Source organism: Methanosarcina sp. MTP4, assembly GCF_000970045.1.
Classification (GTDB): Archaea; Halobacteriota; Methanosarcinia; order Methanosarcinales; family Methanosarcinaceae; genus MTP4.
Genome location: NZ_CP009505.1, coordinates 891349 through 905855 on the forward strand (window position 1 = coordinate 891349; position 14507 = coordinate 905855).

General features: G+C 45.4%; 12 protein-coding genes. 4 read left to right on the forward strand and 8 right to left on the reverse strand.

Translation table 11 applies throughout. From position 1 onward, the window contains the following. Positions 1–51: 51 nt before the first annotated feature. Complete coding sequence (locus MSMTP_RS04020; RefSeq protein ID WP_048177935.1) at positions 52–573, forward strand: nicotinamide-nucleotide adenylyltransferase; 522 nt, start codon at positions 52–54, stop codon at positions 571–573. Positions 574–696: 123 nt separating this feature from the next. Here MSMTP_RS04020 and MSMTP_RS04025 read toward each other — a convergent pair whose 3' ends face one another. The 8 genes from MSMTP_RS04025 to MSMTP_RS04065 form a co-directional block, all read right to left on the reverse strand. Next, positions 697–1290 carry an adenylate kinase family protein gene (locus tag MSMTP_RS04025; RefSeq protein ID WP_048177936.1) on the reverse strand — a complete coding sequence of 198 codons (594 nt, stop codon included), beginning with the start codon at positions 1288–1290 and terminating at the stop codon, positions 697–699. 560 nt (positions 1291–1850) lie between these two features. Next, the gene (locus MSMTP_RS04030) at positions 1851–4163 is read right to left on the reverse strand and encodes a PEP/pyruvate-binding domain-containing protein (RefSeq protein ID WP_052718263.1); all 2313 of its coding nucleotides are present in this window, start codon (positions 4161–4163) and stop codon (positions 1851–1853) included. Positions 4164–4283: 120 nt separating this feature from the next. Next, the gene (locus MSMTP_RS04035; RefSeq protein ID WP_052718264.1) at positions 4284–4805 is read right to left on the reverse strand and encodes a pyridoxamine 5'-phosphate oxidase family protein; all 522 of its coding nucleotides are present in this window, start codon (positions 4803–4805) and stop codon (positions 4284–4286) included. 125 nt (positions 4806–4930) lie between these two features. Next, the gene (locus MSMTP_RS04040) at positions 4931–5164 is read right to left on the reverse strand and encodes a cytochrome b5 domain-containing protein (protein ID WP_048177937.1); all 234 of its coding nucleotides are present in this window, start codon (positions 5162–5164) and stop codon (positions 4931–4933) included. Positions 5165–5358: 194 nt separating this feature from the next. Continuing rightward, complete coding sequence (locus MSMTP_RS04045) at positions 5359–7461, reverse strand: thioredoxin domain-containing protein (RefSeq protein ID WP_048177938.1); 2103 nt, start codon at positions 7459–7461, stop codon at positions 5359–5361. A 728-nt stretch (positions 7462–8189) separates the two neighbouring features. Further along, positions 8190–8879, reverse strand: a complete 690-nt coding sequence (locus tag MSMTP_RS04055; RefSeq protein ID WP_048177940.1) for a TIGR00153 family protein — start codon at positions 8877–8879, stop codon at positions 8190–8192. A 348-nt stretch (positions 8880–9227) separates the two neighbouring features. After that, complete coding sequence (uppS, locus tag MSMTP_RS04060) at positions 9228–10166, reverse strand: polyprenyl diphosphate synthase (protein WP_231582908.1); 939 nt, start codon at positions 10164–10166, stop codon at positions 9228–9230. A gap of 402 nt (positions 10167–10568) precedes the next feature. Next, positions 10569–10838 carry a DUF2551 domain-containing protein gene (locus MSMTP_RS04065; RefSeq protein ID WP_048177942.1) on the reverse strand — a complete coding sequence of 90 codons (270 nt, stop codon included), beginning with the start codon at positions 10836–10838 and terminating at the stop codon, positions 10569–10571. Positions 10839–11564: 726 nt separating this feature from the next. Here MSMTP_RS04065 and MSMTP_RS04070 point away from each other — a divergent pair. The 3 genes from MSMTP_RS04070 (at position 11565) to MSMTP_RS04080 (ending at position 14503) form a co-directional block, all read left to right on the forward strand. Beyond that, complete coding sequence (locus MSMTP_RS04070) at positions 11565–12086, forward strand: metal-dependent hydrolase (protein ID WP_048177943.1); 522 nt, start codon at positions 11565–11567, stop codon at positions 12084–12086. Positions 12087–12301: 215 nt separating this feature from the next. After that, on the forward strand, positions 12302–12868 hold the full coding sequence (locus MSMTP_RS04075; RefSeq protein ID WP_231582909.1) for a 4'-phosphopantetheinyl transferase superfamily protein: 567 nt from the start codon (positions 12302–12304) through the stop codon (positions 12866–12868). A gap of 1389 nt (positions 12869–14257) precedes the next feature. Continuing rightward, positions 14258–14503, forward strand: coding sequence for an acyl carrier protein (locus MSMTP_RS04080; protein WP_048177944.1), 246 nt, complete (start codon positions 14258–14260; stop codon positions 14501–14503). The last annotated feature ends 4 nt before the right edge of the window (positions 14504–14507 follow it).

Consider the following 14507-nt stretch of genomic DNA (forward strand, 5'->3'; position numbering starts at 1 on the left):
ACAGGCTGGCCAGAACAAAAAATCCATACAAATTCAGAAAGGAGATCCGGGATGATGCGAGCCTTTTACATCGGACGATTTCAGCCGTATCATTTCGGGCACCATAAAGTGATCACACGGATAGCAGAGGAAGTGGACGAACTGGTCATAGGGATCGGAAGTGCTCAGAAAAGCCATGATCCCAACGACCCTTTCACAGCAGGGGAACGGGTGCTTATGCTCCACAATGCCCTGGAAGACCTCAGCATCCGGCATTACATTCTCCCCATCGAAGATGTAAGGTATAATTCAATCTGGGTCCACCACGTTGCGGCCAGGACCCCTCGCTTTGACGTGGTGTACTCGAACAACCCTCTTGTAATTCAGCTTTTCAGGGAAGCCGGTTTTTGCGTCAAGGAGTCCCCTCTTTACGTCCGGGATACATTTTCGGGCACCGAGATCCGGAAACTGATGATTGCCGGAGATGAGTGGAAACACCTGGTCCCGAAACCCGTTTCCGATGTAATCGAGGAAATCGATGGGGTAACCCGTCTTCGGAATGTGGCAAAAAGCGACAATAACTCTTCTTTGTAATTGTTTTTCTTCCCTAAAACTCTTCTTTTCAGGTTTTTGCCTGGAACAGGTTTTTGGCTGGAACAGGTTTTTGGCTGGAACAGTTTTATTGCCCAAAACAGGTTTTTGGCTGGAACTCTCTTTTCAGGGAACAGAGTTTATCCAGTCCAGGGACCCGGGCCTGAATTCATCCAGCTCTTCCTCTTTTCCGCCCGCCAGGTAATCTATGATTTTTTCCACATCCCCTGCGGTTTCTTCCGCCGTCCTGCCGGTGGTGTTCACTTCATATACCTTTTCACACCATTCGTCGGCTTCAACAAGGATCAGGTCAATAGCTTCGGCTTCGGCATTCTCGTTTATTTTCTCCTCGGAATAGCCGCGCTTCTCAAGCCTTTTTTTCAGCTCGGGGGGATATGCCCTCAGCACGATCACGGTATCTGCGATATGGTGGGCGAGGTGGCTTTCAAGGATGAATATTTCTTCGTTATTGTGGCCTTTATTCTTTTTGTGACCTTCGTCCTTTTCGTTTTCTTCAGTTCCAAGGATCCCTTCCAGGCGCACCCTGACAAGCTCCATATCCGCAATAACAGCGTCCCTTTTTTCATCGACTTCAGAATAGAGTTTTTCTTCTTTAATCAGGTCATTGAGGTAGATGACTTTCCATCCCCTGCGTTTTTCCAGGAGTTTGCCAACGGAAGTTTTTCCCGTGCCCGGAGTGCCTGTAAGTCCTATGAGCATGGAGAAGGAAATGGAACTTATCGCAGTTATACTTAGTGCCGGGCCTGGAGGGACCGGTTGTCGGGGATTGCTGTGCAAGCGTTTGTATCCTTTGGCTTTTTGGGGCTACGTGCTCTCACCGGTCGTGCCCGCACGACCGGCTTTTTCCGTAAAAATTGAAATGAAAAACTAACAGGGCCTCAATCCTCCACTGCTCCCCTTTTTCATAAATAAAGCTCGATCCACTCTGCGCCGAATTTCTGAGTTTATTTAGCTGTGAATTCTATTTAGCTGAGAACTCCGATCCGGGTTCTTTTAAGGTTTTTCTCGAGTTTTTCCTCGCCTTATCATGCGGGACGTGGGGGTGCTTTCGATGATGTTATATCGAAAATTTCGGGCTGTTCTGAGGTGATGCAGTCCCGGGAGTAAACGGTTCTGAAGACAACCCCATCTGAATACGTCATTCAGGTTGTTCCGGATTCTGGATGGGCTTTTCTTCCCCACTCCCTCTTTTTATTCATCTTATCATTTGTTAGTTTTTTGCTCATTTTTTGTTCATCAGTTTCTGTTAATTTTCCCCTTTACCAGCCTCTCCTCTCCAGCACCGTGACGATTCCCAGGTACCCGTCAACTGCCAGGTAGTCCCCGTTTTTTATGAGTTTTGTCGCATCCGGGACGCCTGTTACGCAGGGGATGCCGTACTCCCGGGCAATTATTGCTCCGTGGATCAGCATCCCTCCTCTTCTCTCCACAATTGCGGAGCAGAGGGGGACGATAAAGGTCATGTTGGGATCCACGGCATCGCAGACAAGAACTTCTCCTGCCTTGATGTCATAGAGGTCGGACTCCTGCAGGATGACCCGGGCAGAGCCCTGGGCTGTCCCGGGACCCGAGGGGTTTCCAAGGAGCTGTCTTGGCTTCAGCTTTTCTTCGGTTTTTTCTGGTTTTCCCGGGGCTTTTTTCCATTCAAGGGGGTATTTGGGATCTTTGAGGGTTTTTATCATTTTTTCTGTTATTTCTTCTATTATGGGTTCCAGATTTGGAATCTTCTCAATTTCAGGAAGTTCTGCTTCTTCCAATCCTCTTTTTTTAAGCCTTTTTTCCCCTTCAAGGAGAGCTCTTCTAAGTTCGGCTTCGATTTTCCCGAGGTAAATATTGTCATCGTCCCGCAGGCGGTAACTTGCACGCCCCAGGTCCAGGAGTTCGGCAGCAAACTGTTTTTTTTCGCCTTCGAACCGGGAAAAAAAGTTATCTTTCAGCTTCCTGATTCGGTCCGGTTCTTCTGTTTTTTCAGGAGATGCAGGAGCTTGAGACAATGGAGGTCTGGAAGCCATTTCGACCAGCAGCCTGACAAGGCCTTCTCTTGCGGTGGAACTTTCCGAATAGCTTCCTCCGTACTCTGAAATAAAGGCATCAAGTTCTTTCCCGAGCCCGGGGTCCGGGGTGAGCTTTTTTGCTTTTTGGAGAAGATCCGGGGCTTTCCTCAGCTTCCCGGCCATTTCCTCGAGTTTTCGGTTGCGCTCAAGGCTCAGCATGCCGGTACCCGAGAGGAGGTCTGCAAACTCATAGGGGTCTTTCGGGTTCACGGTTTCATTGTAGACCTGCCCGAAGAGCCGGGTCCCGTGAGCAAAGGGGATAAACTCATCCCAGTAGATGTCATGCCATTTCCGGTAGATTCCTGCCCTTCTTTTGATTTCCTCTGCAAGGGTGCTTTCCGTGAGCCCTGAAAGCTTTTCTTTTTCCAGTTCCCGGGCTTCGGCCTGCATTGCAGGGATATGCTTTTCTTCGATGGTTTCCCGAAGTTCTTTCAGGTTCCCGAAACTGCGCCGCAGGCTCAGGTACCAGAGCCTCTTTTCTTCCCGGTCTTCCCCTACGAGGGTGGTGATAGGCCTGGATTGGAGTGTATAAAGGGTATTGTCGCGAATGGTCCATTCCACGTCTTGAGGTTTTCTTCTACCTTCTCTGCTTCCGAATAGAGCTTCCACTTTGAGGGTCAGGTTGAAGACTCGCGTGACTTCTTCCTGGGTGAGGGGTGAGCTTTCTTTCAGGTTTTCGGGGAGTTCCCGGAGCTCGGTGCCCTCTACGGTTCCGAAAACCCCCCATTCCCTCTCCACATGGTAGTGTTTTTTTATGTTTCCGGATTTCCTTTCGAGGACCCAGCGGTCCGGCTCAACCGTTCCATCCACAAGACCTTTGTTCAGCCCGTAAACGGCTTCAACAAGGGCTTCTGATGCGTCTTCCGGGTTCATCCCGAAGGCCACGCCGGAAACCCTGCCTTCCACGATTTCCTGAATTAACACTGCCATTGCGCTTTTAAAAATGTCCAGCCCCATCTCTTTCCTGTAAAGCAGGGCTGAATCCGACCAGAGGGAGGCCCAGACCAGGCGCAGATGTCGGAGTACGGCCTCTGCTCCCCGTACGTTCACGTATGAGGCGTGGATCCCTGCAAAAGAGGTTTTTGCGGAATCTTCCCCCGGGGCTGAGGACCTGACTGCAACCGCTTTTTCCCCGAAATACCCGGCAATCTTTTCTTCAAGTTCCTTTTCCATCCCCAGGGGAAACGGGGTCCGGGCAAACATGTGCTTGATTTTTTCCGAGAGGTCCCAGAGTTCCTCCCAGCGCATTTCCTCAAAGGGCTTGCGGTTCAGTTCGAGAAGGATCCTGCCCCGAAGGCCTGTCCTGTCAACGTACTCGTTGTAAGCTGCAGTGCCTATGCAGGCGCCCCAAGGGACATTTATACCTTCTTTTCTTCCCTCTTTCTTCAAAAAACCGAGGGCTGAAGCTTTACCCCCGCAAAGGTTCCCGGTCTTTTCAACTTGTTTTTTTTCGGCATTTTTTCCTGTCGTTTCCCAGATTTCCCGGATCTCCTCGATAGGAATAAGCCACTTTCCCATAGTTTAGCCCCCCTTTTATTCGGATTCGCCGGGAACTTTTCGATAAATTCGAAACGATAAATTCGAAATTATTCCCTGCCACCGATTAAAAAATGTATCCCGGATGCATTCCTGAATAACTTATACCTTAACTTCCACAACGTGCTGAAAGTGGCTTACCACTATGTATTTTTCGACATTGATTTTCAGGAATGCATTTGTGGGTGAGTGCAGGAAATCCACCAGATACGGGTGTTTCATGAGGTAGATATTTTCCATGATCTTGAGTTCGAAGTCCTCCACAGGCTCAATCTTCCCCAGAACGGTCACAGCCATGGAATCTCGGAAATCCTCAAGTATGTTTTTCCGGTTATCAATAAGCAGAGATACCGAAGGGTTTGTCGAGAGGTTGGCGTATTTACGGGTTGCCTTCGTGGTTGAAAAAAGCAGGTATTTCAGCTTCTCATCCGAAGCAAAGGCTACAAGGCTGACATAGGGTGTTCCTTCTCCCTGGGTCGCAAGGACTGCAAGGGGCTGGGATTCAAAGAGTTCTCTCAGTTCTTCGAGGAGCCTGGTTTTTTCAAGCCCTTTACTTTCTACCAGGGTTTCCCCACCCCTCACTTCCAGTTCGTGAGGAAGAAGGGATGCAATTTCATCTTTCATACCCAATACTCCTTTTCTTCAAACTGTCTTTCAATTTCGTTTCTGTGTCATTTCTTCCCAGAATGCCGTTTCTCACGCATGCCTGTCCGATTGAAGGTCTTTTCGCCCTCTTTCCTGAATCCCGATTACTCCTTCAGGGTTCCCACAACAGGATAGTCTTCAAAGACCTCCGGGCCGTGGGGTGCTTCGTCGTTCATGCTCTCCGAGAGGTCCTGTCCGGCATCGTGGAGACCCTGGTGGTTTCCGTCTTCCCAGAGGTAACTATCCGAAACGTCGTAGACCTTCCCCTCGTAGGCAACGTACATTTTCCCGTCTTTTCCATTGTATTCGGAAAGCTCTTCGGGTGTAAATTCTTTCATTTTCCATATCTCCCTATTTATTTTTGCATACGGAATTTGTTGTTACAGAACTGGTTGTTACAGAACTGGTTGTTACAAAACTGCTTGTAGCTCTATTCTTAGTTATAGGTTTAATTGTAGTTTTAGTCGTAGTTTTAGTCGTAGTTTTAGTCGTAGTTTTAGTCGTAGTTTTAGTCGTAGTTTTAATTGTATTATTATACATTCAGCAGTTTCAGCATCTCATTGATCTCTGTTGTCGGGAGCTGGCATTCGTGGTTCTTGCAGACATATGCCGTGGCTTTTCCCCGGATAGGGACCTGGACTTTCGTATATGCAGCCAGTTTTATTATCTCAGGTTCTTTTCCTTCTTCTTCGGGCCTGAAGACCAGCACTTTGTTCGGGATAAAGTAGGTCCGGACTTCCTCGAGCATATTTCTTGTGTCTGATGCTTCCGGTTTTCCGGCGATTATTACCTCGTATGTGGGGCCAGCTTCGAATTCAAGGGCGGAAAGGAACTGAGTATAGCCCGAAGGGATCTTACGGAGCTGGTTTGAAAAGGCCTTTTTCAGGCTTTCTGCGGTGTCTTCAAGTTCCGGCTCTGCAGTAATGCGGGCAAGGCGCAGGAGGTTTAGCATCTCCACGGAATTCCCGGAAGGGATCGCCGCGTCCATGAACTCCTTTTTCCTGAAGATCAGGGCTTCACTGTCGTCTGCTGTGAAGAAAAGGCCCCCATGTGCCGGGTCCCAGAAGTGTTCCAGGAGCTCCCTGTTAAGGGAGATTGCGGCTTTCAGGTACTTGAGCTCAAACCCAGCTTCGTAGAGTTCGAGGAGTCCGTGGATAAGGAATGCATAATCGTCGGCTGTCCCGACAATCCCGGCAACTCCGTCCCTGTAGCGGTGGAGCAGCCTCTGGCCGGGGCTGTAGAAGGTATTCAGGATGAAGTCCGCTGCCTTTTCGGCAGCTTCCAGGTACTTTTTTTCTCCGAATGTCTGGAAACCTTTTGCAAGGGCCGCGATCATCAGCCCGTTCCAGTCGGTCAGGATCTTGTCGTCCAGGCCCGGACTCTTGCGTTTGCTGCGGGCGTCATAGAGCTTTTCTTTAGCCTTTTTGACCCGGGCTTCGATGTCCGGCTTCGGAACCTCGAGTCTGCTTGCCAGGGTGTCAGTGGATTGGACAAGGTAAAAGATATTAGTCCCGTTTTTCCTTCCCCGGATTTCTTCTTCAAAGTTGCCTTCCTCTTTCAGGTTGAACATCTTTATGATCAGGTCGGCTTCCTCAGGGTCAAGGATTTCCCGGATTTCTTCCAGGGTCCAGAGGTAGCATTTCCCTTCCTCCCCGTCCACGTCTGCATCTTCTCCGCAGTAAAAGCCGCCTTCGGGAGAGGTCAGGTCCCTGAGTACGTAGTCAAGGATTCCTTCGGCCGTTTCCCTGTACAGCTCTTTTCCGGTAACCTGATAGGTCTCCGTATAAGCAGCCGCCAGGAGGGCCTGGTCGTAGAGCATCTTTTCAAAATGTGGCACCATCCACATGTTATCCGTAGAGTAGCGGTGAAAGCCCGAGCCCAGATGGTCGTGGATCCCTCCCTTCTGCATGTAGTGGAGGGTGTGTTCCACCATGTGGAGAGCTTCCGGGTCCCCGCTGCGTCTCCAGTGGCGGAGCAGAAAGAAAATCTTGTGGGGGGCGGGGAATTTCGGTGCCTTTTCGAATCCTCCGAAATCCCTATCAAAGGATCCCATTAGTTCTTCGTAGGCTTCCTGCAGTATCATTTCCCCCAGGCCTTCTCCTGCCGAGTCCGTAATCATTTCCTGGATGGTTGAGGTTATTTTTTCTGCCGAGTCAAGCACTTCTTCGTGCTGGCGTTCCCAGATTTCCCTGATCCGTGGCATCAGTTCCAGCATCCCGGTCTGGCTGAAGCGGGTTTTATTCGGGATATAAGTTCCTGCGAAAAAGGGCTTTTTGTCCGGGGTCATGATTATGTTCAGGGGCCAGCCGCCTCTCCCGAGAATAATCTGGCAGACTGTCATATATGTGTTATCAATGTCAGGGCGCTCTTCCCTGTCTACTTTTATGGAGACAAAGGCCTCGTTCATGAGTTTTGCAATTTCCTCGTCCTCGAAAGACTCGTGCGCCATCACGTGGCACCAGTGGCAGGTGGAGTAGCCGATAGAAAGGAAGATAGGTTTGTTTTCCTTCCTCGCCTTTTCAAAAGCCTCTTCTCCCCAGGGATACCAGTCCACAGGGTTATAGGCATGTTGAAGGAGATAAGGACTCTTTTCATGGATAAGGCGGTTTGGATGTTCTTTCTTTTCTTTTCCCATTGCAATTCCCCCTTTTTATCAGGCTCCTGTTCCCCCTCGGGCAAGTATCCTGCCTTTCAGGACTTTTAACTTCCCAATACCTTCCCCGGCAAGGATCAGGGGAACCGTTCTCAGCTCCCTTTTTCGTGGCAGTTTCATATAATTTTGAAAGCACTCCCGCCCCGGATCCACAAGCGCTTCATCCCCCGATTCCCTGATCCACTGCAGGTGGATCTTGCAGGAATGTGGATTCAACTGTTTAAAGATAATGTCCGTTCCAACTCCCCCCAATTTCACACAGATGATTCGATCCAGTCTTCTATTTCTGGATGTCCAAGGTTTATACTATTAGGTTTTTGGATAATGGTTATGAATGATTATGAGTACTGACCCCGAATAGTCTCATGAATACTGGCCGCTAATGATATTATATTGTCAACTGAACTCATTTTTTTAATGAAATTCTGTTGTCAACTGAAATCATATTTTAAATGGAATTGTTTTGTTAAATGAGGTCATGTTAAATGAAATTATTTTGTTAATTATGTTTGACCTCTATCCCGATTACTCTCTGTCCCAAAGCCTAAGATCTCAATTAATGCCTGAAAAAAATTCGATTATAAAATCCCCATTTTAGATAGTAATCCCCTGAATATCAATATATCGGTATTTCAGGGGGTTTAGTGACATTTCAATGGTTTCGCAGGTATTTTTAGGGTTCAGACTTATTATTCCCGGCTTTTGGAGTTTTACCGCCTGAAAAGCATTGTCCTCAGGCTGTCAGCGGCTATTGCGGCTCTGTCCGCAACATCGCCGATTTTCTCCACGAGAAAAGTCAGGTGGCAGATCCCGGATCCTCCAAAGATCTTTTCGTTTGCGAAGATCTTTTTCAAAAGTTCACTCTCTATAAGGTCCACCTCATGTTCCAGTTTTTCTACCTGGGGGACAAGAGCCAGGGTTTGCCTGATTTTATTTTTATCCGGATTTTTGAAGATTTCGTAGAAACTGGAAACAAGCTCTTCGTAGACCCTAACAGTCTCAAGAGTAGCTCCTGAAAGCCTAAGGAAACCCGTTTTCATGTCTTCAGGGAGGGAATCGGCCCGGAGAGTCAGCCAGTAAGCGGCACTCTGGGCACTGTTCAGGATTTCGTCCTGCTGGTTTAAAAAAAAGAGAAGGTCTTTTGCGTCTACCGGCAGTAGCATGGAAGACGGAAGACTTTTCCGGATCTCATGCTTTATGGCATCGGCTTCTGTCTCTATCAGGTCAGCCTCGGAACTTTTAAGTTCCACAAGCTCCATGTTCCCTGAACAGTATGCTTCCACTCCTTCTTTCAATTTCCCGGCTGCAAGTACCCCCTTTCTGGCATGTTCTTTAAAGGGAAGCGGAGGGACTTTTGAAAAAGGACCTAACAGGGAGCGGACAAAATCCCTGTATTTCATATCTTTTCAACTCCCCGGAAGTCCGGGATGTTCCGGAAGAGGTGTCTCCTTTCCCTTGATTTTTTTCAAATTTCCCGTTTCTCCCATAAAATATTTTCCCCGTTAAATTGCGATATATAAATATAACTATGTGCCTGAATAATATGAACCTTCGCTTTCAGCTGCCTCTGACAATGGTATTTACAGTTTCTGGAAATGGATCCGGTAGCTGTTCAAGCTACTGTTTAGATCGTCGTTCAAGCCACGGTTTAGATCGTCGTTCAAGCCAGGGTCCGGCAGTGTTTCAAACAGTGTCTTTATGTCCAGGGGATCTTATGAGTCCTTATGGAATTTTTCAAAGACTCCCCTTCAGGAAAATCCCTGCCTTTTAATCGGCCTGAGGTTTCCGAACTCTTCTAATTTTTCTTCGTATTTTCCGGCGTCGAACATCTTTACTATTTTTAAAGCCCGTACCGAGTTTTCCCGCTTCTTTTCGGCTCTCCTCACCTGGTAGATCCGAATAGAACGAAGGAGGTCGATTTTCCGGAACTCGGGCCAGTACGGAGCGCAGAAATATGCCGCACATTCGCTTCCGTTAGCCTGCCAGGGCAGGAAATTGGAAACCCGCTCGTCCCCCCCCGTCCTGATGATAAGGTCTACGTTTGGGACTGCCAGCCCGGGAGACGGATAAAGGTGGTTTGAAATCAGGTTTTCGCTCACGTCCTCAAGGGAGAGCTCTCCCCTTGAAACCCGGCATGCGATTTCCCTCACGGCCTGGATAATGTCCTGTCTCCCGCCGTAGGCAATGGCTACGTTAAGGTAAAACCTGTCGTAGTGTTCGGTCGCCTTTTCGATCCTGTCAATTGTCTCGTTCAGGAAATCAGGCAGTTTGCTCCTGTCTCCTATAACCCTGACCCGCATTTCCTTTTCATGGGTCCGGGGGTCTTTATAAAGCTTCAAGAACTTCCGGTCTATGAGGTTAAAGAGCCCGTCCACCTCCTCCCCGGGACGGTGGAAATTCTCTGTGGAAAATGCATAAAGTGTAAGCTGCCGCACCCCTATTTCATGGCACCACTCAATCACCTGCTCAGTGGTCTCTGCCCCTATGAAGTGCCCGTAACTTTTTGCCTTCCCGAGCTTTCCCGCAAACCTGCGGTTCCCATCCATGATCACCGCGATATGTGCGGGGATCTCCGAGTGATGAATTTCTTTTGCGAGCCTCCGCTCGTATTCCCGGTAAAATACACTGAAGGTCCGGTTTTTCAAAAATCTGAGCCCCACCTTGAAGCCGGAACTTATTGATCTCATTTTTAAGCTTCTTATGCGTTTTCCCCCTAATATATAAAGCTGGAAAATCTGTATAGATTTTATCTCATTATGTACTCTGATACTTTCTTTTATTCAAGGTATTTATAATTTCTTTTGGCAGGGGTTCTCTGCAAAAATAAGCAGTGCCATTCTCCCAAATTCTGCATCGAAATTCGAAACACTTTATTTGAACTGCTTTTTTAATTCCTTTTCTATTTCTTTTAAACTCCCTTTAAACTTCTCCTTTAAATTCCTTCTTTTGAAAGACAAACTAATTATGACTTTTTTGAATCCGAGCAGAACTCTGGCAGAATAAAATAAGAAGCTCAAAGAAATTCATACAAAAAAGAATGACAATAAGGGGCAATAAACCCCGGTAAAAGGAAAGTAATCAAGTGCGGCTCAGTAGTTTTCAAGCACGGAGCCGACGATAGTTTTGTAAGTGTTTTTCAGGGAGTAAACGTTGTGGTCTCCTGTAACGTTAATGCTCAGGATTCCTAATCTCGTGTTCATTAGCCCGACCATGGCCGACACCCCCCGGTAGCTTACCTCGAATTCCCCGCTGTCAAGGAACTCATAAACTTCACCGGTGGTGAACTTGTCTCCGGTCAGGAAGAGATTGAGCACAACCTTGCGTATCCCGCTCTCGTCCCTGCCGAGATACTTAATCAATCTCGCTCTTACCCTTTCTTCCGTAGTCTGCAGTTTCTGACACCTCAGTTAATGATAATTTGAATTATTATTGGTACTGGATTATATTATATGTTACTATTTGATTCTTAGCTATAAAGGTATGCGACCTGCTTTTCAGGGCAGTGAGAATCGAATACCCTATATCTTTATCGTTTATATATTTTAGGATTACTTTTTGAGGATTGGTTACATTAAAGTATAAAATCGGTCTTTGTTGTCAAAATTAAAAATAAGAAACTTCAAGTTCTCTGGAAGTTATAGGGCATCCGGGTCACAGGTTAATTTTGATATGTTTCTCTCAAGAACTAAATAAGGGTATAAAGTAATTTTAAATCTAAAAAAGCATTAATTCCGTTCTTATTTCTCTCACCCGGCAGCACGATTGGTAAAAATGTTATTCAATATTTCAAACTTATACCCGGTCGTCATGACTTTTTAAGAAACATTCTTCAGAAACTTGGTTTCCAAAACTATTTACTTATTTTTAACCATTACTTCTTATTAAAGTGTGAAAACACAAATTTGGCACATACAGTTCTTCATGGGGTCAGACTTTTCTGAGCAGTTTCCTGAATTATTCCCCCGGTTAGGTGTAATTGACCGTTTTTAAGGTGCAGGCGCCGCTCAAAAATTAAAAAAGTTGGGCTGGGTATAAGTTTTTGTGGGAGAAACTTTGTTTATATATATGGGGTCAGTGGGTCTGCAATGTTAATTTTCGGGCACATCGTTTTTACGATTGGAATTTTCTTCATGCTTGAGCGTATTCTTCCGGCACTCAGAGGCAGGCTTGATTACCGTTACATAGCTTTCGGAGCCCTGCTGCCAGACATTCTCGACAAAATGGTCGGCAGGGTAATTTTTGCCGAGATTCTCGCAAATGGGCGAATTGTCGGGCATACGCTTGTGTTTTGTCTTTTTATCGCATTACTGGGTTACTATCGCTATGGGAAGAGCAGGGACACAGGTTTGTTCCTGATATCTGGAGCATGTTTTTTCCACCTGCTTGAAGACCGTATGTGGGATAAGCCTCATACCTTATTCTGGCCGGCTTTTGGCTGGGAATTTCCTAAGGTATGCTGTTACGGAGGGGGTCTGGATTACTTTCTGAATATGGCCACGATCGGTTATGTTCCGTCTCTTTGTCCCTGTTTCATTACCGAGTTTATAGGTTTAATCATAGCGGTAATAATATCTGCAATTTACCTGAGGCGCAGGTTAATTCATTGAGTTGCAGGTACTTTTTTTATAGGGGTTGTAACTGATATTTTGTAACGGATATCTCGTGAACAGGCATGCAAACTGAAAGCTTAAAGGCAGAATCTCAGGTTGTTCCGGAAGTATCTCCGATCACTCCGGACCATACTCTCCCGGCAAATATGCCCTGCTTATGGGAACAGAATGATATTCTTATCTTTCTGGTTGACCTGGAAGATTACGGCACATTGAGTACGGAATGCCTTGACGATATGGAAATGGAAGGCCTGGAGAGATTAAAAACCGGGTATTTCAGGAAAAGGTACATTATTTCCAGAATGGTCCTGAAATATATTCTGTGCAGAATTCTTAAAGGACATTCCGTCTCCGACATGGCTACTTATAAGGATAAATGCGGAAAGGTCCATGTAAGCAACCATGAAGAATTACATGTCTGTATCTCATATACTGAAAATATTGTCGTTCTTGCAGTCTCAAAGTTTGAGCTTGGGGTTGATATTGAGGTTAAAAAAAAGCGGTCTCTTGCGAACATTTCTAAATACCTGAATAAAAAAACTTTTCAAACCGATAAATCCGTAAATTGTCTCGATCTCTTAACGACCTGGACCCTGAAAGAAGCGTATTGCAAGTTTTCGAATAAAAGTATTTTTTCTACTTTTTATAGGGAATTGGATCTTAATAATGTCAGTTATTCAAGCTATATTATAGACAACGAATACATACTTTCCCTCATTACTTCTGAAGGCTGGCATACTATCAATATAAGCCTCCTCGAGAAAATAGCCTTTCCATGAAACTTAACTCTCTATGAGAACTTAACTTCTCTATGAGAACTGGTTCTAAAACTTAGAACTGCAATTTTTGGAGCCTCCTCCCTATGCCCTATTCATGTTCGTACTCTATTCATGTTGATAATGGTGTGTTCAAATCACATACTAAAACAATACTTATTGAATTTCCAGAGTAATCTTTTTCTTTCTTATTCCCTGAGTTTGGTGGGGGTTCTATGCAGAATCCTTTCTAAAAGGCGGTCTTTAAACTTTCCAAGAAACATTGTTTCTCATCTTTATTATGAAATTTTATTTCAATATTTTTTTATTTTATGGGGTTATATAGCACTTGCTGATGTCTGGCTATACATACCTTTCCTCACAGGCAGAAATTATAAAAAATAGTTTGAATTTAGCATCTCAAATAATTGATAAAAATTCTACTATCATGGCGAACTGTTCTGGAGTGCAGTTTTTCATGTCTGAGATTATTGAAACATGACATATTCAATATTTGGGGGATAGGGGTATAAGTTTATCAGGAGAAGTCTCACCTGGGTCGATGTTTATCCTTCCAGCTTTTGATAAGAAGTTGTGATAGAGACTGTTGCTAAATGAAAAAGGTGAACAATATAATAATTAACATGGTTATGTGCCATGGGGGGACAAGAAAATAAGTGGCACTGTTAAGACATGGTGAACAATATAATGGGTGACGTGACTAAGACATGGGGGCAATATAATGGGTGATATGGCTAAGATACGGGGAACAATATAATGGGTGACGTGACTAAGATACGGGGAACAATATAATGGGTGACGTGGCTAAGATACGGGGAACAATATAATGGGTGACGTGACTAAGATACGGGGAACAATATAATGGGTGACGTGGCTAAGATACGGGGAACAATATAATGGGTGATGTGACTAAGAAATAGGGGATAATATAAATAATTCCGACTTACCCGACATGTTCTCTAGAAAATAACATTTTTTAGCTATCGTTTTTGGATTATTGCTCTAAAATCCACAATTATTATCTCAAGAACCTTCGGGAAATGAAAGTTGGAAGCTTTTAATGAAGGCACGAGGGCGAAAAGTGTGGGAGATTTCAAAAACACACGTTTGAAAACCAGGGCAGTTTTCAGAGAAAACGATATTAGGAACAATGGTGAAAATTGAGAAGACACCTGGATAAAGTGGGATAATTGATATGGGGAACAATATAACAAATGATAAGGGTGACAATGTAAATAATTTATATGAGAAACAATATAAATAATTGATAATACGTAAATACTAATGGGGATTACTCAAATATTTACGGGGATATTAACACAATGATGCACTAAAGTGTATACTACTCATGTTGTTTTATCCACTATACGAAATTAGGGGGGCTAAGGTCGAATGGAACATATAAAGAATGATATACTTGATTATCTGAAAGACAATTCTTTTATGGACACGAGCATTGGCTTGAATGATAACGATTCTCTCACCCAGAACGGCATCATGGATTCGATTGGACTGCTTGAATTGATGGACTATATCTGTGAAAAATATGCCATAGAAGTTCCCGAAGATATGCTGACGCCGGAAAATTTTGACTCACTGCAGGGGATCACTAACCTGATTGTCAAACTGGTGAAGTGAGAGA